The sequence below is a fragment of the Streptomyces sp. NPDC020681 genome, from assembly GCF_044334895.1.
Classification (GTDB): Bacteria; Actinomycetota; Actinomycetes; order Streptomycetales; family Streptomycetaceae; genus Streptomyces.
In genome coordinates, this window is sequence record NZ_JBIRTX010000013.1 from 168,315 (window position 1) to 188,885 (window position 20,571).

19 protein-coding genes are annotated in these 20,571 nt (G+C 68.7%); 10 read left to right on the forward strand and 9 right to left on the reverse strand.

What is annotated here, in order from left to right; all coding sequences use genetic code 11:
* Nucleotides 1-4: 4 nt before the first annotated feature.
* The 3 genes from ACH4YL_RS27710 to ACH4YL_RS27720 all read right to left on the reverse strand — a co-directional run bounded on the left by ACH4YL_RS27710 (nt 5) and on the right by ACH4YL_RS27720 (nt 2,677).
* Nucleotides 5-886, reverse strand: a complete 882-nt coding sequence (locus tag ACH4YL_RS27710) for a universal stress protein (RefSeq protein ID WP_398510159.1) — start codon at nt 884-886, stop codon at nt 5-7.
* Between the two features lie 124 nt (nt 887-1,010).
* Complete coding sequence (locus ACH4YL_RS27715; protein ID WP_398510160.1) at nt 1,011-1,916, reverse strand: universal stress protein; 906 nt, start codon at nt 1,914-1,916, stop codon at nt 1,011-1,013.
* A 131-nt stretch (nt 1,917-2,047) separates the two neighbouring features.
* Nucleotides 2,048-2,677 (reverse strand): hypothetical protein, encoded by a 630-nt coding sequence (locus ACH4YL_RS27720; protein ID WP_398510161.1) that lies wholly within the window; start codon nt 2,675-2,677, stop codon nt 2,048-2,050.
* Nucleotides 2,678-2,937: 260 nt separating this feature from the next.
* Between ACH4YL_RS27720 and ACH4YL_RS27725 the strand changes: the two genes are divergently transcribed.
* Entirely contained in the window at nt 2,938-4,674 is a 1,737-nt protein-coding gene (locus tag ACH4YL_RS27725; protein ID WP_398510162.1) for a SulP family inorganic anion transporter, read from the forward strand.
* A gap of 44 nt (nt 4,675-4,718) precedes the next feature.
* Here ACH4YL_RS27725 and ACH4YL_RS27730 read toward each other — a convergent pair whose 3' ends face one another.
* Nucleotides 4,719-6,326 carry a phospholipase D-like domain-containing protein gene (locus ACH4YL_RS27730; protein WP_398510163.1) on the reverse strand — a complete coding sequence of 536 codons (1,608 nt, stop codon included), beginning with the start codon at nt 6,324-6,326 and terminating at the stop codon, nt 4,719-4,721.
* Nucleotides 6,327-6,819: 493 nt separating this feature from the next.
* Between ACH4YL_RS27730 and ACH4YL_RS27735 the strand changes: the two genes are divergently transcribed.
* The 3 genes from ACH4YL_RS27735 to ACH4YL_RS27745 all read left to right on the forward strand — a co-directional run bounded on the left by ACH4YL_RS27735 (nt 6,820) and on the right by ACH4YL_RS27745 (nt 9,866).
* Nucleotides 6,820-7,500, forward strand: a complete 681-nt coding sequence (locus ACH4YL_RS27735) for a class I SAM-dependent DNA methyltransferase (protein WP_398510164.1) — start codon at nt 6,820-6,822, stop codon at nt 7,498-7,500.
* 312 nt (nt 7,501-7,812) lie between these two features.
* A complete protein-coding gene (locus tag ACH4YL_RS27740) occupies nt 7,813-9,489 on the forward strand; it encodes a SpoIIE family protein phosphatase (RefSeq protein ID WP_398510165.1) in 1,677 nt (558 codons plus the stop codon).
* A 194-nt stretch (nt 9,490-9,683) separates the two neighbouring features.
* Nucleotides 9,684-9,866 (forward strand): hypothetical protein, encoded by a 183-nt coding sequence (locus ACH4YL_RS27745; protein ID WP_398510166.1) that lies wholly within the window; start codon nt 9,684-9,686, stop codon nt 9,864-9,866.
* Nucleotides 9,867-9,929: 63 nt separating this feature from the next.
* Here the strand turns inward: ACH4YL_RS27745 and ACH4YL_RS27750 are convergent, their stop codons facing one another.
* Entirely contained in the window at nt 9,930-10,349 is a 420-nt protein-coding gene (locus ACH4YL_RS27750) for a hypothetical protein (RefSeq protein ID WP_398510167.1), read from the reverse strand.
* A gap of 541 nt (nt 10,350-10,890) precedes the next feature.
* Here ACH4YL_RS27750 and ACH4YL_RS27755 point away from each other — a divergent pair.
* The gene (locus tag ACH4YL_RS27755) at nt 10,891-11,511 is read left to right on the forward strand and encodes a TetR/AcrR family transcriptional regulator (protein ID WP_398510168.1); all 621 of its coding nucleotides are present in this window, start codon (nt 10,891-10,893) and stop codon (nt 11,509-11,511) included.
* Nucleotides 11,512-11,546: 35 nt separating this feature from the next.
* Here ACH4YL_RS27755 and ACH4YL_RS27760 read toward each other — a convergent pair whose 3' ends face one another.
* Nucleotides 11,547-11,849: a muconolactone Delta-isomerase family protein gene (locus ACH4YL_RS27760; protein ID WP_398510169.1), complete on the reverse strand. Its 303-nt coding sequence runs from the start codon at nt 11,847-11,849 to the stop codon at nt 11,547-11,549.
* A gap of 269 nt (nt 11,850-12,118) precedes the next feature.
* On the opposite strand from ACH4YL_RS27760, the gene ACH4YL_RS27765 reads away from it, so the two are divergent.
* The 5 genes from ACH4YL_RS27765 (at nt 12,119) to ACH4YL_RS27785 (ending at nt 16,254) form a co-directional block, all read left to right on the forward strand.
* Complete coding sequence (locus ACH4YL_RS27765) at nt 12,119-13,042, forward strand: LysR family transcriptional regulator (protein ID WP_398510170.1); 924 nt, start codon at nt 12,119-12,121, stop codon at nt 13,040-13,042.
* A gap of 218 nt (nt 13,043-13,260) precedes the next feature.
* Nucleotides 13,261-13,974 (forward strand): SDR family NAD(P)-dependent oxidoreductase, encoded by a 714-nt coding sequence (locus ACH4YL_RS27770; protein WP_398510171.1) that lies wholly within the window; start codon nt 13,261-13,263, stop codon nt 13,972-13,974.
* 156 nt (nt 13,975-14,130) lie between these two features.
* Entirely contained in the window at nt 14,131-14,502 is a 372-nt protein-coding gene (locus tag ACH4YL_RS27775; protein ID WP_398510172.1) for a YybH family protein, read from the forward strand.
* A gap of 112 nt (nt 14,503-14,614) precedes the next feature.
* The gene (locus ACH4YL_RS27780; protein ID WP_398510173.1) at nt 14,615-15,430 is read left to right on the forward strand and encodes an alpha/beta fold hydrolase; all 816 of its coding nucleotides are present in this window, start codon (nt 14,615-14,617) and stop codon (nt 15,428-15,430) included.
* 128 nt (nt 15,431-15,558) lie between these two features.
* Nucleotides 15,559-16,254: a lysostaphin resistance A-like protein gene (locus ACH4YL_RS27785; RefSeq protein ID WP_398510174.1), complete on the forward strand. Its 696-nt coding sequence runs from the start codon at nt 15,559-15,561 to the stop codon at nt 16,252-16,254.
* A gap of 528 nt (nt 16,255-16,782) precedes the next feature.
* Here ACH4YL_RS27785 and ACH4YL_RS27790 read toward each other — a convergent pair.
* From ACH4YL_RS27790 to ACH4YL_RS27800, 3 genes are all read right to left on the reverse strand, one after another.
* Nucleotides 16,783-17,619, reverse strand: a complete 837-nt coding sequence (locus ACH4YL_RS27790) for a class I SAM-dependent methyltransferase (RefSeq protein ID WP_398510175.1) — start codon at nt 17,617-17,619, stop codon at nt 16,783-16,785.
* Nucleotides 17,620-17,815: 196 nt separating this feature from the next.
* Nucleotides 17,816-19,228: an aminobutyraldehyde dehydrogenase gene (locus ACH4YL_RS27795; RefSeq protein ID WP_398510176.1), complete on the reverse strand. Its 1,413-nt coding sequence runs from the start codon at nt 19,226-19,228 to the stop codon at nt 17,816-17,818.
* Nucleotides 19,221-20,552, reverse strand: coding sequence for a flavin monoamine oxidase family protein (locus tag ACH4YL_RS27800; protein WP_398510177.1), 1,332 nt, complete (start codon nt 20,550-20,552; stop codon nt 19,221-19,223). Before ACH4YL_RS27800 ends, ACH4YL_RS27795 begins: the two co-directional genes overlap by 8 nt.
* Nucleotides 20,553-20,571 lie beyond the last annotated feature (19 nt).

Genomic DNA, 20,571 nt, shown 5'->3' on the forward strand with positions numbered 1-20,571 from the left:
GCGGTCACACCTGCTGCGGCACGACGGCCACCGGGCAGACGGCACGGTGCAGCACCGCGTGGGCGACCCGGCCGAGCTGGAGCCCGAGGTGCCCGTGGCGGCGCTGAGCGCCGACGACCAGCAGATCGGCGGTGGCCGAGGCGTCCACCAGGATTTTGCCGGCGGGGCCTTCGACGGTCCGGCGGCGCAGCTGGACGGACGGATGGTCCGCAACGGCCTCGCCCAGCGCTGCTTCCACGGTCTCCGCCGCCCGAGTCTCGTGGTGACCGGCGGGCTCACCCGCGGTCTGGGGGTGGTCCGTGCTCTCGTGGGCGGGACGGCGCCAGGCCCGTACGGCGTGCAGGTCGGCGTACCGGGCCTCTGCCTCCTGGAAGGCGAACCGCACGGCGGCCGACCCTTGCGGCGGTTCGTCGACGCCGAGGACGATGCGCTGACGGATTCCTCGGCGGCGCCGCTGATCCTGAGGGCCGCGCAGCACGATCACCGGGCAGTCGGCGCGGGCCGCGACGGCCAGGCTCACCGAGCCGAGCAGCAGCTCGGTGATGCCGCTGCGCCCGTGCGAGCCGACGACCAGCGCGAAGGCGTTGCGGCCCTCGCGCAGGAGCGCGGTCACCGCGTCCTCAGGCAGGATTTCGGTGGAGATCTTCACGTCCGGGTTGCGGCGCCGGGCGCGTTCCGCGGCCGAGGCAACGATGGTCTCGGCGAGCACCTGCTCCGACGGCTTGCCCAGATCGTCGGCGAGGGCGGCGCCCTCGTACCGCTCCCACAGCGAGGCGTTCACCAGCCGCAGCGGCACCCCGTGCAGACCTGCCTCGGCAGCCGCCCAGTCCACGGCCCGCAGACTCGGCTCGGAGCCGTCCACGCCCACGACCAGGGGCAGCTCCATCGAACTCACACTCCCTCCGGGAATCCGAACACGGCCCGGGCGTCGGCCTGGCCCCGCACTCCGTCATCGAAGCACTCGTCGACCGAGGCCGCTGAACAGGACACGGCGATCTGCCCTTCCGACGTCACAGGTGGGGGATCACCGCGACGGGTGCGGTGGCGTGGTGCAGTACGGCATAGGTGACGGGTCCGATGTGCGCGCCCACCGGAGAGCGGCGGATGCGGCGCCCGACGACAACCAGCGAGGCGTCGCGGGAGGCGTCCACCAGCCGGTTGGCAGCCTTGCCGGAATGGGACTCCTCCACGACCTCGACGTCCGGGAACTTCTGCCGCCACGGCCGCAGCACCTCGGTGAGCGTGGCGGACTCACCGACCGCAAGTCGGGCGTTCAGGTCGAGGTCGGCGGGCAGTCCGTAGACGAAGTAGGGCGGCAGATTCCAGCCGTGGACGACACGCAGCGCCGTGCCACGACGGACCGCGGCGTCAAAGGCGAACGCGATCACCGCGTCGTCGGGACTGGTCGTGTCAATGCCCAGCACGACGGGCCGGTACGCACTGGTGCCGGACGCGGCCATGTCGGGATCAGGAGCGTCCTCCTCCGCGGCGGCCTGGTCTCCGGCGCGTACGAGAACGACGGGCCGCTCGCAGTGCGCCACGACGGCCAGCCCCACAGAACCGACCAGGTAACCGCCGAAGCCGCTCAGTCCCCGGGACCCCAGAGCCAGCAGCTCGGCATCCTCAACCGCAGCCGGCAGTACCTCGCCGGGCCGTCCGGCGAGCTGCTCCACAGTGATCTCCACATCCGGGTGCCGCAGCCGGAGGACCTCGGCCGCCTCGCGCGGAATACGCTCGGACCAGTGCTGCTGCGTCTCTCCGCCGAGCAGCGGGGCCTGCCCCATGGGCGGCACCGGTTCCCAGACGTTGACCAGCCGCAGCGGCAGACCGCGCAACTTCGCTTCGCGGGCCGCCCATTCCGCGGCGGCCCTGCTCTCGGGTGATCCGTCAAGGCCCACGGTGACAGTGCGGGTCATGGTGCACACCTCCAGGGGAGCGGGGTGGATCCATCCGGGTATCCGGCTTCCAGCGTGGTAGTCGCGGCCGCCGAGCAGGAGGGGCCGCAGGTCCCGGACAGGGGCCGACCGGCCCCTGTCCGGGGGGCCGGTCAGCGCAGCCATTGGTTGTCGCGCACGAACGGCAGCCGTGCCCAGGCCCTGCCGAGGCCCCAGGTGTCGCCGGCCGAAGCCAGGGCGAGGGCGATCAGCACGGCCGCGTAGATGACGTGGTACTCCACGACGGGGTTGGTGGACATACTCGGAGAGCCGTCGGACAGATGCTTCGCGGGCGGCCACTCGGCGATCCACATCAGCGCCATCATCGCTGTCCCCGCAATGGCGGCCGTCCGCAGCGCGATGCCGCTGATCAGGGCCAGTCCGATGCCGAGCAGACCGGCCATGAACAGCCAGTCCGCCCAGCCGTCGCCTGCCCAGGAATGGAAGGTCGACTCCATCGGCCCGGCAGCGACGCCGCCGAGGAACCCCTTGGTCGGGGAACCGCCGTCGACCCAGCCCTTGCCGGAGGGGGTGGCGTAGCCGAAGCCGAAGGTCTTGTCGAGGAAAGCCCACAGGAAGACGAAGCCGGTGAGCAGGCGGAGGGATGCGAAGGAGTAGGCGCGCAGGCTGTGGGTGTCCGTGTCCGCCACAGCGGTGGACTCGGACGTCGGCACAGTCCGGTTCCCGCGCCAGGCGGGCAGGTGGAAGCCGGAGCGCCGGTGGGGATGCTCATGCACGGCCATGGTGGTGTCCCTTCGGAAGATGCGGCGGGGTGCTGACGTGGCTCACTGTTGCGGGGCGCGGCGGGGTTTCCGAAGAGGCCGAAGGACCGCGGGCGTGGGCCGAACGGCACTGTGTGCGGGGCCCGTTGGGGCTGGCCGCGCCCTGCCGCCCACGGAGGGTCGCGCGCCGAGGCATCATGGCGACGGGCGTGGCTTGCCTGGTCGGCCTCGCGGCTGTGCGACCGTCGGCGGGATCCTGAAGAGGCGTGGAAAGGAGATCCATGTCCCAACCCGCGGGTGCTCACGACGCGTGGTGGCGTCGCCTGGTACCCGGTGCGCCGGGTGTCACCGTGCTCGCCGGCTACCGGCGCTCCTGGCTGCACGGTGACCTGCTGGCCGGAGTGACCGTCGCGGCGTACCTCGTGCCGCAGGTCATGGCGTACGCGAGCGTGGCGGGACTGCCGCCGGTCACCGGGCTGTGGGCGATTCTGCCCGGCCTGGTGCTCTACGCGGGGCTCGGCTCGTCGCGGCTGCTGTCGGTCGGTCCCGAGTCGACGACCGCGCTGATGACCGCCGCCGTGGTCGGGCCGCTGGCCGACGGGGACCCCGGCCGGTATGCGGTACTGGCGGCCGCGCTCGCGGTCGCGGTCGGGCTGCTGTGCCTGGTGGCGTGGGCGGCGAGGCTCGGCTTCGTGGCCGATCTCCTCTCACGGCCGGTCCTGGTCGGCTATCTCGCGGGCGTTGCGCTGATCATGATCGTGGACCAGCTGCCCAAGCTCACCGGCGTCCAGACGACGGGCTCCGGCTTCTTCCCACAGCTGTGGTCCTTCGTACGGCATCTGGACGATGCCCAGGTGGCCACCGTGGTCTTCGCCGCCGCGGCGCTGGTCTTCCTCTTCGCCGCGCCGCGCGTGCTGCCCGGCGTTCCCGGCCCGCTGCTGGCCGTCGTGCTCGGTACGGCAGTGGTGGCGGTGTTCCAACTGGACGAGCACGGCATCGCGGTGATCGGCGAGGTCCCGTCGGGACTCCCCCGCCCCGCACTGCCCGATCTCGGCGAACTGCCCGAACTGATCCTGCCGGCGCTGGGTCTCCTCCTCGTCGGCTACACCGACGTGATCCTGACCGCGCGCGCCTTCGCCTCACCCAACGACCGGCCGCTCGACGCCGACCAGGAGCTGCTGGCCCTGGGCGCGGCGAACATCGGCGCCGGCGTGCTGCACGGCTTCCCGGTGAGCAGCAGCGCCAGCCGTACCGCGCTCGCCCAATCGGCGGGCGGCCGCACCCAGTTGTACTCGCTCACCGCAGGGGCGGTTGTGCTCGCCGTCCTGCTGTTCCTCAGCCCGCTGCTGACCCTCACTCCGGTGACCGTGCTAGGAGCCCTCGTCGTCTACGCCGCCGTCCGGATGATCGACCTGGCAGGCTTCCGGCGGCTGGCCGCCTTCAGGCGCCGGGAACTCCTGTTGGCGCTCGGCTGCCTGCTTGGTGTGCTGGCCCTGGACATTCTTTACGGAGTGCTGGTGGCGGTCGGCCTGTCGGTGGCCGAACTCCTGACCCGGGTGGCCCGCCCGCACGACGCCGTCCAGGGCCTCGTGCCCGGTGTCGCCGGCATGCACGACATCGACGACTATCCGCAGGCCCGCACCGTTCCTGGGCTGGTCGTCTACCGCTACGACTCTCCGCTGTTCTTCGCCAACGCCGAGGACTTCCGGCGCCGGGCACTCGCCGCCGTCTCGGAACAGGAAGGCCCCGTGGAGTGGTTCGTGCTCAACACCGAGGCCAATGTGGAGGTGGACATCACCGCGCTGGACTCCGTCGATTCGCTGCGCCGCGAACTGGCCGCGCGCGGGATCGTGTTCGCGATGGCCCGGGTCAAACAGGACCTGCGCGAAGACCTTGACGCCTACGGGCTGACCGAGTCCGTCGGCCCCGATCTGATCTTCCCGACGCTGCCCACGGCGGTGGCCGCCTACCAGGAGCGGCGCCGCACCAACGGAGACGGATTGTCCCCGCCTTCGTGATCTCCGCATCCGATCAGCCGGCCACCGCGTCAAAGAGGCACGCTCTAGAGCGAATCGGCCAGCAGTCGGCGTTGGTGGTCCCGCGCCGGTTCGTCGTAGTACTTGTCCCACCAGTCGCCGGCGGCGAGCGGCACCGGCGCCTCGACTCCGGTCTCGGGGCCGGGTGTGGGCTGGTGCGCGGCCAGGCGGAGCGAGTCGCGGAAGCGGTGGTGGCTGAACAGGCGGAAGAACTCGGTGAAGTAGATCTCCGCGAGGCCGTGGTCGCCCCGGATCACCAGCATGTTCTCGTCGTTCCTGTTCGCGGACGGGTTGCTGAAGTTGGCCGAGCCGGTGACCACGATCGGATCGTCGCCGATCGGGTCGATCAGCAGGTACTTCGTGTGCAGGTACTCGATGTTGTTGGAGAACGGGTTGTCGTGCTCGGCCGCCCAGCCCGCGAGGCCGCCCTCTTCGACCAGGCCGCAGGCCACGAGCTCGGTGTCGGGATCAGTGACCAGGTTCCGGTGCGCGTCGGCGATGTTGGCGTTCTCGAACAGCAGCCAACGCAGCGCGGCGTGGTCACCCGGGAGCTGGTTGGCGAACCGAGGATCGAAGTTGAACGGGAAAGTGATGCACACCAGATCCTGCGCCGACCCGAACAGTTCGGCGTAGCGGTCCTGCGCCGTCGTCCGCGTGTGCGGGCTGAACACGATCGAGATGCCCGCCGGCCACGGATCGGGCATCGGGTTGTTGGCGTCCACCCAGTTGTTGAGGGTGCCAGGGGTGGGGTCCGCGACGAGCTGCGCCCAGTAGTCGAGGTACTGCCGGGCGACGGTCGGTTCGGTGACGGTGTGTCCGACGTTCGACTGACCGAAGATCCCGTTCTCGGTGATGTTGGTCGACCCGGTCCAGACGGCCCGGGGCGCACCGTCGCGGCTCGCGATCACGAACTTGTTGTGCGGGATCTGGGCCCGGGCCCGCCAGGCCACGACCAGGTCGTCGATACCGGCGGCGGTCACCGCTTCACGGTTGTGCTCGTGGTCGAACACGACGAGTTGGACGTCCACGCCCGTGTCTGCGGCCACGCGGAAGGCCTCGAGCACGGGCAGGTACTCGAACTCGTACAGCGCGGCGTGGAGCTGCGAGCCGTCGCCGGCGGCGGTGCCGATGAAGGCGAGCAGCGCCTCCTCGAGACCGCGCGACAACCATCGCCAGGCCTCGCGATTGGCGACGTCGCGGGGGTGGAGGTTCCTGAAGCGTTCGGCGTAGGCCTGAGAGGCATACACGCCACGGTTGAACCAGACACCGTGCACGCCCGGCTCCTCGGTCCGCACCTGCAGCTCGACGGTCGAGACCGGGGTGAGTTCCTCCCCCGGAGTTCCGGCCATGGTGTGCACACGGTAGGTGTAGGTGTGGCCTGGCTTGACGCGATAGTCACCCCAGGCAAAGGTCTGGAAGGGGTTCCAGTTGGACCCCCATCGGCGCCTCGCCTGCGGGAACCGGATGCGGTTGTCGAGCCAACGGTGCCGGCCCTCGGTGTGATCGAACCGCTCGACGCCGAAACCGAGCACGCCGTTCATGGCAGCTCGGTCGTGGTCGAAGCCCAGTGCCACCGCATGAGTACCGGCGATGGCCTGCACGCGCAATGGCCCGGAACTGCCCTGCACCCTCATGCCTGCGCCTCCCCGCTCACCCGACCATCTTCTGGACCCGTGCTCGCTTCCGGGCGAGCCTTCGGCTATCTCGCCGTCAGGTTCTCGATACCGGAATCGATCCTGCGTCGAGCGCATGCGTTTCGCGAGTCGAGGGTCGCACGTGTCCAGGGCTTCGGCCCGCCAGCACACCGCCGTACGAGGGACGCGGAGCCCGCCCGCACGGGAGCGTGGCCGCGTCACCAGCAGACCGCAAGAAGCTGCCCGCACTGACCGCCTGGCCCGGAGTGCTGGAACTGCTCCGCGCCAACGGGCCGGCCGATATCATCCCCGCGTCCGGCAGGCCCAAGCCCGCACATCCGGAGACCCCGATGCTCTCGTTCTTGACGACGCCACGGTTGCGCACTGCACCCACCTGGCGCGCGCTCGCTACTACTGAGTTTCGGCCCGATGGGACGACCTCCCCCACAGCTCCAGTGGGTATTCTCTTACACGTGATCTGAAGGGTGAAGCCATGGGCGAAACCACCGAAGAAGCTGGCTACGAGAGCATTCGGATCGATCGCAGCGGCCAGGCAGAGGCATTCGATGTCATCGGTGATCGGTACGACGAAGCGTTCCCGTACAAGGCAGGGCAGGTGTCGGCCGGCAAATTTCTGGCCGAGACCCTGGATCGCGGCAGCCGAGTACTCGATCTCGGATGCGGTACCGGCTTGCCGACGGCCCGCCAGTTGTCGGACGCGGGTTTCGAAGTCACCGGAGTCGATCTGTCCGGCGAGATGGTGCGCCTGGCTCGAGAGTATGTGCCCAAGGCTACGTTCCACCAGATCGATATCGCCGACCTCCGTCCCGGCGGCCCCCAGGACCTTGGGCGTTTCGACGCGGCAGTCGCATTCTTCTCGCTGCTGATGCTCCCGCGGGCCGAGATCCCGCTCGCCCTGAGTACCATCCACCACCTCTTGGTTCCCGATGGTCTCTTCGTCCTGTCGATGGTCGAGGCCGACGTGGACGACTTCACGATCTCCTTCCTCCACACGAACATCCGCGTCTCCGGCTATATCCGGGAGGACCTGATCCAGGTCGTCGAGGAGGCCGGCTTCGAGATCCTCGATGAGGACTCCTACACCTACGCCCCTGCGATCTCTGACGTGCCTCCGGAGGAACAGATCTTTCTGCGGTGCCGACGGACTGGATGAAGCACGCGGCGGCCTCAGAAAGGTCAGGATGGAGCCAGTAAGGTGATGCCACATCCTTTCCCCGATGAAGTCCCCGATGGGGCTGTCAGCAGGGCGGAAGGGCCCGACGCTTCCGGCGGGGAGCGGAGTGTCGCGTCGGGCTGTGGCCCCGAGCAGTCTCTGCAATTCCAGTCCGATCAACCCGCGCCTGCCGGTGGACGCCAAGCCGAGCGCCCAGGGACGCAACGACCGGTAGACACGGCTGACGGCGCTGTTCAGCATGCGGACCATCTGATCTACCTCGACGCCGCCATTCGGCAGATCGATCGCGGAATGTTCCCGGACGAAACGCTGAGTGAACTTCGCAGCGCTGTCGTTCCCGCCTTTGCCGATGCGGTTCTTATTCATCTGTGCGAGAGGTCGCCGACAGAGAACGAGACACCCGATCTCCTGATCCTGCTTCCGCATACCGCCGACCGGGGTGCACATGCGGAAGCAGCCGTGCTGGACAGCACCCGGACCGGCGTCCCGCAGTGGTCGTCGACCCCGATCGGATCGCAAAAACTCTCGGTCAGCGGCCCCCTTGCCGAACTCCTGCGTGCCGGGCTGCCCATCCTCGGGGACACCCCAGGAACCGCATCATGGGTTAAGGAACTGCTGGATCCCGCGGTGGGCGGCCCCAAGGACCTTCCATCCGGTGAGCGAGTGATCATCGCCCCGCTCGTCGGCCGCCGCCAAGTCATCGGCGTCGCCCTTCTGATCCGTGGGCCCGACCAGCCCCCTTTCTGCGACAACGATCTGCTCGTCGCCTCTCAGCTCGCCACGCACACGGCCCTCAGCATGGACAGGCTCGAAGCCTCCGAACAGGACGCTGTCCGCGCGGCGGCCATACAGCGGACCATGCTTCCGGTATCACTGCCAGAACTCTCCGGCGTCCGACTCGCCAGTCGATATCTGTCCGCCGCGGAAACATCTCAGGTCGGCGGCGACTGGTACGACGCCATGCCTCTGCCCGGTAACCGCGTGGCGCTCGTCATCGGCGATGTCATGGGTCATTCCATGACCTCCGCCGCGATCATGGGCCAGTTGCGCACGACCGTGCAGACGCTCGCGGGACTCGACCTCCCCCCGGAGGAGATCCTTTACCACCTCGACGAACAGGCTCAGCGGCTCAGTAGCCAGCACATCGCGACCTGCCTCTACGCCATCTACGATCCGATAGCGCAGCGGCTGCAGCTGGCCAACGCCGGCCATCCGCCGCCCATCCTCGTTGCCCCGGACGGCGGCGCCAAGGTGCTACAGGTCCCGCCGGGGCCGCCAATCGGTGTCGGCGGCCTCACCTTCGAGACGGTGGAACTGTACGCACCGGTTGGCGCGACGTTGATTTTGTACACGGACGGACTCGTCGAAACGCGGACAAGGGACGTCTGGACAGGCTTGGAATTCCTGCGCGACCAGCTGCAAGCCGCCGGCCATGATTCCGCCACGCCGCCCGAAATGCTGTGCGACGCGATTCTCCGACTCATCGGCCCGACCGACCAGAAGGACGACGTTGCACTGCTCGCCGCCCGATTCGACGGCATCGCCGCCGGCAACGTCGCGTATTGGTACCTTGCTCCGCATCCGCAAGCAGCGAGCCGTGCCCGTCGGCTGACCCGCAAGATGCTGCTCCGTTGGCAGCTGGAATCCATGGTGGATTCGACCGAGCTCATGGTGAGCGAGGTGGTGACCAACGCCTCGCGATACGCGTCCCGTCCGCTGTGGCTGAGGCTGATCCGCACCAGCGCTCTTCGCTGCGAGGTAGGCGATGACTCCCCATACGTGCCCAGAATGCGGCACGCTCAGCTCGGTGACGAGGGCGGCCGCGGCCTGTTCCTCGTGAATCAGCTCGCTCGGCATTGGGGGGCGACGCGGCTGAGTACGGGCAAGATGGTCTGGTTCGAGCAGGCGCTACCCGATACGGCGAAGCAATTCGACGAGGCAGCGATGGAGCGTCGGATCTCTCCTTGATTGGGTCGAGGTGGCCGGCGCCACCGGACCACGGCGAGAAGAGCCAGGCTCACCCCGGCACGCTCGGCCAGCGCCTATCCCCACACACGTGGCGTGATCAATCCGCTGACCTGCGGAAATTCCTCTCGTCTTCGTTTCGCCACATCAACCGGCGAAGGTGGAGACTGGAGGTGAGCGAGTAAAGGAGGCCCGTCATGAAATCCGGTGCCTCGGATTCGGATTACGACACTTGGCTGTATTCACACACTCCGTCGCAGGCGGAAGGCGAGCGAGACGAACCGGGCGAGCGCAGTGCCATGGAGGTGCACCCCGACGTGCCCAGGACCGAACCGTCGCAGGCCGAAGGCGAACGGGCGGACGACATACCCACCGGATGATCACCACGCCGGAAAGTGGATGCACACGAGGGCACCGTAACGCCGGGGGCGGGCAGTGGTACGTCAGGTGCTCGCCCCTTGCGTGAGCCGGTCGAGTTGCTTGTCGACCACCACGTCGAGAGGGAATCGGTGTGTGCGCTGCGCGCCGCGGTCGCTGAAGTCGACCGTGAGGGTGCCCACACGCACCATGATGTGGTGGTCGATCAGCACCGTGCCATCTGAGCCCTTCATGCTCAGGTCGAAGGCGACGGCCTCGTCACCGGCCGCGGGGGCCTTCGCCATGGTGATGCGGGAGTTGAGCTTCCCCTCAGGGGTTTCGCCGAGAAGGGCCTCGCAGGTCTTGAGTCCTCGTTTGAGTCTTTGGAACTGCTCTGGGGCCTCGGTGTCGGCATACGAGGCCAGCCAGGTCCGGGCACCCCAGCGGTTGTTGTTCCACCAGAAGTCCTGGATCACGGACGTGGACGCGTCGTGTGCGACAAGCACGTCGAACACGTCCTGGCAGTCCGGGCCCCCCGCTACCACAACTCGCGGATCGTACTTGGGAACCGGGCCCTGAACGGGCGCACTGTCAGCCTGCGGCACGTCCTCGTCCCGTAGCAGGAGTGACTTCAACTGTGCGGTCGTCAGCGGCCGAGACCCGGAGGGCGACGGCGTCACGGACGCCGGTGCCGCATCCGCCCCTTTTTCCTCCTCGACCGGTTGCTGTGACGAACACCCGGAAACGACGAACACTCCGGCAGCCACCACCGCAGTCGCCGCTTTCCAGCACCTTGTCCACACTGCCACTGGCCCCCTGATCTACTTCACCTGAGACGGGCAGACGTTACGGCCCGGAGATACGGTTCGGCCACCCCGGCCGGCGGGTGCCGCGGCTCGATGGGGAGTTGCTCTGGGACAGAAGCCGGTCACGCGATGGCTGCCGGCCAGCACTACCCGGGCCCCTGGCGTCGCGCGGCTTCCAGCTGGTGGCCGCGGTGGGCGACTGGTCCAATAGGAAGTAGTCGACCGGTCGTACACTTGCCCCATGGGACGGACCAGCAACGCCCGCGGGAAGATCCTCAGCGTTGCGCAATCGCTGATCGAGCTCCGCGGTTACTCTGCCTTGGGCGTGGCGGAGATCTGCAAGACAGCCGGTGTGCCGAAGGGCAGCTTCTACTACTTCTTCGATTCCAAGGAAGCTCTCGGCCTGGCCGTGATCGACGAGCACTGGGTCGATCAACAGCGCATGTGGACACGCATCCTGAACAGTGACGAGGAACCGCTGCAGCGGCTGCGTCGGCTGTTCGAGGAGACCGAGGCGGGCCAGCGTGCCGGCCGGCAGAGCTGCGGCACTGTCTCGGGCTGTCTGTTCGGGAACCTCAGCCTGGAGATGAGTAACCACACCGAGGCCATCCGCACCCGACTGCAGGAGATTTTTGACGCGCAGGTCGAGTTGGTCGACTCGGTCATTGCTGAGGCCCTCGAGCGCAAGGAAGTCACCGCGACCAACACACGGGAAGCCGCACGCGCGGTGGTCGCCCAGTTGGAGGGGCAGGTGTTGTTCGCCAAGCTCTACAACAACCCCCAGCGACTCAGCGCATTGTGGCCGAACTGCCTGGCCCTGCTGGGTGCTCGCGCACCGCACGAGGTCGGTGCCGGCGTCTGATCGCGCCGGCGCCAGTGGGCCTGCCGAGCCTGCTGTCACGGCGTGGCGTCAGTCCGGCCGGGGTCGTTGGGGTGGGACTCGAGCGCGGTGACGGTGAGAGTCATCCACGGGCGCAGCGGGAGGGTTCCGAGCACCTTCTCGTGGAGCTCCTCCTCGTCGGCGGCCCGCCAGATGCCGATGCTGCGGAGATCGCCGACCGGGCGCCACAAGCGCGCCAGGTTGTCGGTACCTGCCAGTTCCCGGGCGCGAACTGCTTCGGCGGCACGTCGCTGGTCGACCTCGTCCTGGCTGGTGCCCTCGGGGACTGTGGTGGTGATCTCCACCAGGAACTCTCGCATGGTCCTGCTCCGCTCGGTGGGGCGTCCGGCGAGGACCGGACACCGGAACTGGTGGTGGTTGCCTGAGCTTCCTGGTGCCGGCCGCCGAGGTCAGTTCGGACGGCCGGGCGTACCGGGAGCCGACAGGCTCAACCCGTCTGTCGGAGGCGTCGAGGGCTGCTGACTCACTTGCCTGGAGCTTCCATGGCTTCATCGTCCGCCTGCCACCAGGGACGATGCCACAACCGGCTTCCTCCCTGCTGGGAGCCGTGGCCTCTCACCCCCGTAGCATGACGGGTGTGGAACTGCGCCAGCTGCGGTACTTCGTCGCGGTCGCCGAGGAGCTGAACTTCGGCCGGGCCGCCCAGCGTCTGCTGATCGCGGGCCCCTCCTTGTCGCAACAGATCAAGGCGCTCGAGCGCGACTTGGGCGTGCGGCTCTTCGATCGCGACCGCCGTTCGGTGTCCCTCACCCCGGCCGGTTCGGCGCTGCTCCCCCACACCCGCGCCCTGCTTGAGCGGGCTGACGACCTCCAGCGGCGTGCCGTTCAGCTGTCCGGATCGGAATCGGTACGACTCGGCTACGTCAACTGGCTCCCGCCAGACCTGACCGCCCGCACGGCGGGGGTCGCCCAAGTGCACATCGACGCGTGGATCGCGCCCTCACACACTCAGGCCGCCCGGGTCGCCGACGGCAGCCTGGACCTTGCGGTGTGCTGGGTGCGGACGGAGGACCTGACACAACGCGGCCTGCACGCCCGGCTCATCGGCGCCGACCGGCTCTACGCCGTTGCCTCCGGCGACGACACGCGCGACGTGCGCGCCCGGGACACCGTCGTCCTGCTCGACGACGACACCACCTCCTGGTCGTCCTGGAACGACTACGCCGAACTACTGGCCCGGGACAGCGGGGCCCGCGCGGTACGCATCTCCGACGGCGGCATCACCGGACCCGCCTTCTTCGACCACGTCCGTCGCAGCAGCCGTCCGATCGTCAACTGCCCCAAGGGCCAGACCACACCGCTGCCGCCCGACCTCGTCCAACGTCCGGTCGTCGCACCGGAGATCTACTGGACCTGGTCCTTGGTCTGGCGCGAGGGCGAGGAACGCCCTGCGGTCCTCGCCGTCATCGATGCCCTCTGCGACGCCGTGGGCGACCTCGGCATCCATGCCCCGGGCGCCTGGCTGCCCGACGGCGACCCGTACCGGCGCTAGGGCGCTCCGCCGCTCCTGCCGCGGCCGCCCGACCCGGGTCGGCGCGCTCCCGCTGACATGGGCTGGAAGGCTGCGCCTACCAACTGGGAGGATGCCGGTCCTGGCCAGGGCCCTGTTGCCCTTTGACTTCTTCGTGCCGAGCCGCCTACGTTCGAATAGTCGACCGGTCGTCTAGACGATCAGTCGTGGCAGGCCCACCCCAACCGAAGAAGGTCATCATGAGCTCTCAGCACCAGAAGGTCGCAGTCATCACCGGCGCCTCCCAGGGCATCGGCGCGGGACTCGTCGACGCGTATCACAAGCTCGGCTACGCCGTCGTAGCCACCTCGCGCACCATCGCTCCTGCCGACGACGCGGGCATCCTGACCGTCCAGGGCGACATCGCGGACCCCGCCACCGCCGAACGCGTCATCGCCGCCGGCGTGGAGCGATTCGGCCGTATCGACACCCTGGTCAACAACGCGGGCCTTTTTGTCGCCAAGCCGTTCACGGACTACACCGACGACGACTACGCCGCCGTCACCGGCGTGAACCTCGCGGGCTTCTTCCGCATCACCCAGCTGGCCATCGAGCGCATGCTCGCCGTAGGCGGCGGACACATCGTCAACGTCACCACCAGCCTGGTCGACAACGCCGACTCCAACGTCCCTTCCGTGCTTGCCTCGTTGACCAAGGGCGGCCTGCAGTCCGCCACCAAGTCCCTCGCCATCGAGTACGCCACGCGAGGCATCCGCACCAACGCGGTCTCACCGGGCACCATCAAGACCCCCATGCATCCCGAGGAGACCCACGAGGCCCTCGCCGCCCTGCATCCGGTCGGCCGGATGGGCGAGCAGCGCGACATCGTCGACGCGGTGATCTACCTGGAGAACGCCCCGTTCGTCACCGGAGAGATCCTCCACGTCGACGGCGGCATGAGCGCCGGCCACTGACCCTGCGCTCACCGCCGACGCCGCGCGGCCCGGGGGCCGCGTCCACCGGCAGGAAGCCGACCGGTCACAGCACCGCTCTGGCAGCCAAATGCGCCGGTCACAGTGGCTCACCGGGCCCAGCGGATGTCTGCGCCGACTCACCAACAGGAGAACCTGATGAACAGCACGACAGACAGCGAAGCGATCCTGCGCGGCGTCCTCGACCAGTGGAAGACCGCAGTCGACAGGCACGAACCGCAGCAGGTCGCCTCCCAGTTCACCGAAGACGCAATCTTCCAAGGACTGCGCCCCTACAGCGTCGGAAGGCCGGGCATCGCCGCCTACTACGACTCCCAGCCCGTCGGGCTGACGGCGGCATATCGGATTCTCGAAACCAGACGCCCCGCCGACAACCTCGTATTCGGGTACCTGGACGTCGACTTCTCGTTCACCGATCGGCCCACTCTGAGGGTGAACCTCGGCGTACTGGTGCAGCGCATGGAGCAGGGCTGGTACATCAGCCACTATCAGGTCTCCCGGCTCGACTAAGACGTCACGAGCCCTCCTGGACGGGACAGAGAATCTACAGCGGCACACCCGGACCGCCCGGATCTCGCAGTCGTAGGCTTGAGGCAGAGATGCCGAGCCGAGGCGCGTGGCTATGAGTGCGGTGGGAAGGCACACGGTCAAGCAAGGCTGCATCTGGCATCGCGGGGCCGAGCTGGTCTACGACGACGCGGGCCAGGGCTCCCTCGCTGTGTACGCGCACGGAGGGTTCGTCAGTCAGGCCGCTGAGGACCGGATGGGCCTGTTCGACTGGGATCCGGTCCTTGACGCGGGGCATCGTCTGGTCCGCTATGACGCTCGGGCGCACGGGCGGTCCACCGGCGACCCCGTCGATACGGACTACACCTATCACTCGCTTACCGACGATCTGCTGGCCCTGCTCGATCACCTGGGCGCCGCCGAGCCCCTCGACGCCTTGGGCGCTTCGATGGGATGCGGCACTGTGCTGCATGCCGCCGTCCAGGCGCCCGACCGGTTCTCCCGACTCGTTCTGCTCATCCCACCCACGGCATGGGAGACAAGGGAGGCGCATGCGCGGGCCAACCGGGAGTCCGCTGACACCATCGAACGAGAGGGAGTGGACGCTTGGCTCGCCGCCAAGGAGAAGCAGCCTCGCCCCGCAGTCGTGGCCGATGTTCCCGACTCGCCACCCACGCCTGCCGAGCGGGTACTGCCTTCCGTCCTGCGCGGCCTGGCGCTGTCCGATCTCCCCTCCCCCACGGCAGTCGCCACACTGCACCAACCGAGTTTGATTCTTGCCTGGGTCGATGACCCGGGCCACCCCCTGTCGACCGCGGAAACGCTTGCCCGTCTGCTGCCGCACGCAGAGCTGCACGTGTCCCGGACACGCGCCGACATCCGCACGTGGGGAGCGCGCATCGCGGAGCACCTGAGCCGACCCTGGCCATGAACGGCAACAGATCAGCGCCCCTATGGCCTTGGGAGCGAAACGATCAATGCACCGCATCCGGGTGCCGTCCCTGGACACGCGGGAGAAACCAGCGGTGACCGTGCCCGATCGACGATCCTGGCATCACCATGCGTATCTTCCTGGCCGTCGCCGTTCTCGCGGTCGTGAACGTCCTCAACAACCGGCTCGTACCTGGGTTCTACGTCCCCGTCTGCCTCGCCGCGACCGCGGTCCTGATTCTGATTGCCCGCTGGGACGGCATCAGCTGGGCCGACCTCGGACTCGGCAGGGCCACGCTGGGCCGCGGAGTGCGGTGGGGGCTGATCCTGGCCGGGGCGGTGCTGGTCGGCTATCTCATCGCGTTCGCCATTCCGCTCACCCGCCCGCTGTTCCTGGATGAGCGTGCCGACGACCTGTCCGTGGCCCAGCTGCTGTTCCGGGTACTGATCCGTGTGCCGTTTGGCACCGTGCTGCTTGAGGAAGTCGCGTTCCGGGGCGTCTTGTGGGCCATGTTCAAGCGGCGATGGGGCGTCGGCTGGGCAACGTCACTCTCCTCGATCCTGTTCGGCTTCTGGCATGTGCTTCCCTCACTGGGCATCACAAAAGCCAACAGTGCAGTCGGGACTGTCTTCGGCCACGGCACGCTCGGTGTCACGTTGTCTGTTGCCGCGGCCGTCGTGGGCACCGCGGCGGCCGGCGTGGTCTTCTGCGAGCTGCGTCGCAGATCCGGCAGCCTGCTGCCGTCCGCCGCACTGCATTGGGCCCTCAATGGGGAGGGATACGTCCTCGCGTGGGGAGCAGACCAGTGGCGGGGTGCCGGCTGAAACTGCGTGACCGCGCACGGCTCCCGTCAGCAGGCGACGGACACGATCTAGTCGTCGTGCTCGGTTCCGCCGAAGAAGTGCAGCTGTCCGAGCCATCGGATCGGCTGGCCGACCGGGAGGTGATCACGCCCCGGGTCGGGCAGCGGCACCTTCGACCAGTCGATGAACGGCCGGCCCTCAGGCGTCCGGCCAAGTGACTCGCGCAGCCCGGATCACCCATGACGTGGGTCATCTCCAGCAGGTGGAAGCCGTGGGGATGGTGGGTGATGAGCCCACCCGGCGGTTCAGGTAGCTCGATGTTCTCCAATTGCTCTATGCGGGCCTTGGCGATGTGGTCGTAGGAATCGAGAGGGAGTGCCTCGCGATAGGCGTCCCTTGCAGGGCAGGAGTGCGCTCCGCCGCCCGTACCACTTCGGCGGCCAGCGCCCGGCCGCGCCGGTCGTCCTCGTCCAATCCGGCGGGCGGGTTGTGTTGGCGCCGGGAGATTCGCTCCGGGCTGGTCCGTCGCACAGCCCAACCGGCATGGCGTCATGCCGAGGCTTCGTCGGGCTTCCAGCCCCAGGCGGTGATCATCCCGGGTGAGAGAGCGGCACAGTCGGGTGAGTCCAGATAGCGGATCGCGGCGTCGACGGCAGGTTCGTCCGCGAGGCGGGTGGCCACGATCGTCTCTCTCGCGTGGTCCCATGTCTGCGCCCAGAAGCGGCTGATGGGGCTTCCCGGGAGCAGAGGAGGCACATGGATCTCCGCCGCCACGGATTCAAGGTTCGCTCCCCGCAGCAGCTGCGGGTATCCGGGCACCCAGGAGATGTCGGTGCCGATCGTGTCCTTGAGCCCCTGCCACATGGCTCGTATCACCTGCGTGTAGGGGGTTGCGGGGGCTGTCGCGGTGGTCAGGTCGATCGCGTCGCTGAGGACCAGCACGCCGCCGGGGGCGACGAGGGTGCTCAGCTTGGTGATCATCCGATGCCAGGAGCGCAGGTGCATGAGGACGAACCGGGCGTGGACCAGCTGGAATTGACCAGGGTTGAAGTCCGGGGCGGTGATGTCCGCCTCCAGGGCGGTCAGCCCGGGTGTGGGGTGGGCGGTGAGGAAGCGTACGTCGCGGTCGACGGCGAGCACGTTGGCGACCCGGGCCTGGCTCAGGAGGCGGCGGGACACCGTGCCGGTTCCCGCACCGAGGTCCAGGCAGTTCCAGCCCGGTCCGGCACCCAGGTTCATGAGTCGCGTCAGGGTGATGTCGTCGTAGGTGAGCGCGCCGAGATCGATGCGCTGGTCCTCGCCTGTCTGCTCGGGCCTGAACACCGTCTCGCCGTAGCGGCCGTCGCGAGGGATGTCACCGCCCGTGCCCTCCCGTGACGCGCTCATGCGTCGGCCAGGACGGAAGCGAAGAAGCCGTTGACCGGCATCCGGAGCAGCGGGCTGTGGAGCAGCTTCATGGCAGGGACCTCTTCACCGACCGGGGACAGCACTGAGCGGCTCGCTACGGGGCCGTCGCGCCATCGATCCTCCACCGGCCTGGGCCCGCACGGCCGGGGGCGCGCCGTGCGGGGGGCCAAGCGGATCAGAGCATCACATGCTTGACCTGCGTGTAGTCCAGCAGGCCGGACAGGGACAGATCGCTGCCGTAGCCCGAGTGTTTGACTCCGCCGTGCGGCATCTCGGACACCGTCGTGCCGTGTGTGTTGACCCAGACGATCCCGGTGTTCAGCGCCCGGGTCGCACGCATGGCTCGGTCGTGGTCCGTGGTCCAGACGCCGGCGGCGAGGCCGAACCGTACGTCGTCGGCATGCCGCAGTGCCTCGGCTTCGTCCTCGAAGGACTGGACGGTGACGACGGGGCCGAAGATCTCCTCCTGCACGATCTCGTCACTCTGGCGGACATGGGTGACGACGGTGGGCTGGTGGTAGAAGCCGGGGCCCGCCTGCCGCGAGCCGCCCGTCGCGATCTTCGCGTGGCCCGGCAGACGACTCAGCAGGCCTTCCACGGAGGCGAGTTGGGCCGCGCTGTTGAGGGGGCCGAAGTCGAAGGCCGGTCGTAGGGCTGCCGCGTGTGCGGCGAAGGCGTCCACGAACGTGTCGTGGATGTCGGCGTGGACGAGCAGCCGGGTGGGAGCCGTGCAGTCCTGGCCCGCGTTGTAGTAGGCGACGGCGGCAAGTTGTGCTGCGGTGGTCTCGATGTCGATGTCGTCGTGGATGATGACCGGCGCGTTGCCGCCGAGTTCGAGATGGACGCGTTTGAGGTCGGCGGCTGCGGCAGTGGCGATCTCGCGGCCGGCCCGGACGCTGCCGGTGACGGCGATCAGCCGGACGGCCGGGTGGGCGATGAGCGCCCGGCCTGTGTCGCGGTCGCCGCAGACGACATTGAGAACGCCGGGCGGCAGGTGTTCAGCGGCGATCCGGGCCAGCAGCGCAGTCGAGGAGGGCGTGGTGTCCGCGGGTTTGAGCACGGTCGTGTTCCCGGCCGCGAGTGCCGGGGCGATCTTCCACGCCGCCATCATCAGCGGGTAGTTCCATGGCGTGATCTGGGCGCAGACGCCGATCGGTTCGCGGCGCAGCAGTGAGGTGCGTCCCTCGGTGTACTCCCCTGCCGCGGCGCCCGGCAGGTTTCGGGCCGCTCCCGCGAAGTAGCGCAAGGTGTCGGTGATCGCGGGCAGTTCCTCGGTCCGGAACAGCTCGGCGGGCTTGCCCGTGTCCCCGACTTCGGCTGTCGTCAGGTCGTCGGCATGGGCTTCCATGGCGTCGGCGATGCGCAGCAGCGCGCGTTGCCGTTCGGCGGGCGTGGTCGTAGACCAGCGCTCGTACGCCGCTGCCGCGTGGGCGCAGGCCGCGTCGGTGTCGGACCTGCCGGACAGTGGGGCGGTGCGGTGTGGCATGCCGGTCGTGGGACTGATCAGGTGCATCGTCGCGCCTGATGCGGCGGGGAGGTCCGCTCCCCCGATGTGGTTGAGGACCGGGCGGGCTAGGGGTTCAGCCACGGCGCAGCGCCTCCTTCGCGGCGGCGCGGCCGGTGCGTACGGCGCCTTCCATGTAGCCGGCCACCCACTGGTCGGATCCGCAGACGTAGAAGGGTGGTTCATGTGTTCCGTGCAGGGGGCCGACGGCCATGACGTCGCCAGGGGTCCACTGGGTGACATAGCCCTGGGTCCAGGGATCGGTGCCCCACATGCGGACGTACGAGCTGATGGGGTCGTGCGCCTCCGCTCCGTAGAGAAGGGCGATGTCGCTGAGGAGTTCGTGCTCCCTGCGCGCCTCGGGCATGCCGAGCAGGACGCCGTAGCGCTCGGGGGGAATCAGGGCGGACAGGATTCCTTCGTTCTGCGGCCAGGTGCTTCCGAGGACCCCTTCGGATTCGGAGAGGCCGTTGAGGCCGGACTCGCGCCAGAACGGTTTGTCGTACGCGGCGGCGAACTTGGCGGCGACCGCCTGCCTTTGGCGGTTCAGCGAGGCGAGCCGGTCGTCGGAGACCCCGCTGACGGCGACCGAGCGGAGCGGGCCGACGGGAAGCGCGCTGACGACGGCACCGGCGGAGAAAGTCTCGCCTCCGGTCAGGCGCACCGCGCAGCCGCCGGGCCGTACGTCGATCGCCTCGACGGGCGCTTGAAGCCGTATCCGCTCCTTGAGGTCGTCCGCCATGCGCAGGGCCACCGTTGCCGAGCCCTCGGCGACGCGCAGTCCTTCCCAGTCCTCGTAGTCGTAGTGATCGTTGGGTTCGGTGTGCTGTCCGCCGGGAACAGCGGCGTGTTTGCGCAGGGCGGAGAGCAGCGAGGTCCGCTCGTACGAGCCGCTCGCGAGAGCGAGTTGGCCGATCTCCCAGAGGCGCACCACGGCGGGGGTGGCGTGCTCGGAGCGCAGCCAGGCGCCGACCGAGAGCCGGTCGAGGGCGGCGGCGTCGAGGTGGGACCACGGGTCGTCCGGGTCGACCGTGCGGGCCAGGGCGGTGAAGGCGGCGGTGACCCGCTGGTGGCAGGCATCGTCGCGGGGGCCGAACCAGTGCGGCGGGTCACCGGCCGAGGCCCCCTCCGGGGTGGCGCGAGCGATGGTTCCGGGTTCGGCGACATAGCTGGGGATCAGGGTGAGGCCCAGTTCGGCGACGAGGGTGCGGTAGGCGGTGTGTGCCTGTCCGACCACCTCGCCGCCGAGCTGGACGAGCCGGCCGTCGGGGAGTTCGGTCTGTTCGACGCGTCCGCCGACGCGGTCGCGGGCTTCCAGGACCAGGACGTCGGCCCCGCCTGCGGCCAGGTCACGTGCGGCGGCGAGTCCGGCGAGCCCGGCGCCGAGCACGATGACATCGTGATTCATGGGGCGTTCCTTCGCTGGG

Bases quoted from the DNA above. Each gene is read 5' to 3' on its own strand.
- ACH4YL_RS27710 (WP_398510159.1), bottom strand. From the start codon at position 886: ATGGAGCTGCCCCTGGTCGTGGGCGTGGACGGCTCCGAGCCGAGTCTG.
- ACH4YL_RS27720 (WP_398510161.1), bottom strand. From the start codon at position 2,677: ATGGCCGTGCATGAGCATCCCCACCGGCGCTCCGGCTTCCACCTGCCC.
- ACH4YL_RS27740 (WP_398510165.1), top strand. From the start codon at position 7,813: ATGTTCCCGGACGAAACGCTGAGTGAACTTCGCAGCGCTGTCGTTCCC.
- ACH4YL_RS27775 (WP_398510172.1), top strand. From the start codon at position 14,131: ATGAACAGCACGACAGACAGCGAAGCGATCCTGCGCGGCGTCCTCGAC.
- ACH4YL_RS27760 (WP_398510169.1), bottom strand. From the start codon at position 11,849: ATGCGAGAGTTCCTGGTGGAGATCACCACCACAGTCCCCGAGGGCACC.
- ACH4YL_RS27765 (WP_398510170.1), top strand. From the start codon at position 12,119: ATGACGGGTGTGGAACTGCGCCAGCTGCGGTACTTCGTCGCGGTCGCC.
- ACH4YL_RS27735 (WP_398510164.1), top strand. From the start codon at position 6,820: ATGGGCGAAACCACCGAAGAAGCTGGCTACGAGAGCATTCGGATCGAT.
- ACH4YL_RS27755 (WP_398510168.1), top strand. From the start codon at position 10,891: ATGGGACGGACCAGCAACGCCCGCGGGAAGATCCTCAGCGTTGCGCAA.
- ACH4YL_RS27785 (WP_398510174.1), top strand. From the start codon at position 15,559: ATGCGTATCTTCCTGGCCGTCGCCGTTCTCGCGGTCGTGAACGTCCTC.
- ACH4YL_RS27780 (WP_398510173.1), top strand. From the start codon at position 14,615: ATGAGTGCGGTGGGAAGGCACACGGTCAAGCAAGGCTGCATCTGGCAT.
- ACH4YL_RS27790 (WP_398510175.1), bottom strand. From the start codon at position 17,619: ATGAGCGCGTCACGGGAGGGCACGGGCGGTGACATCCCTCGCGACGGC.
- ACH4YL_RS27715 (WP_398510160.1), bottom strand. From the start codon at position 1,916: ATGACCCGCACTGTCACCGTGGGCCTTGACGGATCACCCGAGAGCAGG.
- ACH4YL_RS27730 (WP_398510163.1), bottom strand. From the start codon at position 6,326: ATGAGGGTGCAGGGCAGTTCCGGGCCATTGCGCGTGCAGGCCATCGCC.
- ACH4YL_RS27800 (WP_398510177.1), bottom strand. From the start codon at position 20,552: ATGAATCACGATGTCATCGTGCTCGGCGCCGGGCTCGCCGGACTCGCC.
- ACH4YL_RS27770 (WP_398510171.1), top strand. From the start codon at position 13,261: ATGAGCTCTCAGCACCAGAAGGTCGCAGTCATCACCGGCGCCTCCCAG.
- ACH4YL_RS27725 (WP_398510162.1), top strand. From the start codon at position 2,938: ATGTCCCAACCCGCGGGTGCTCACGACGCGTGGTGGCGTCGCCTGGTA.
- ACH4YL_RS27745 (WP_398510166.1), top strand. From the start codon at position 9,684: ATGAAATCCGGTGCCTCGGATTCGGATTACGACACTTGGCTGTATTCA.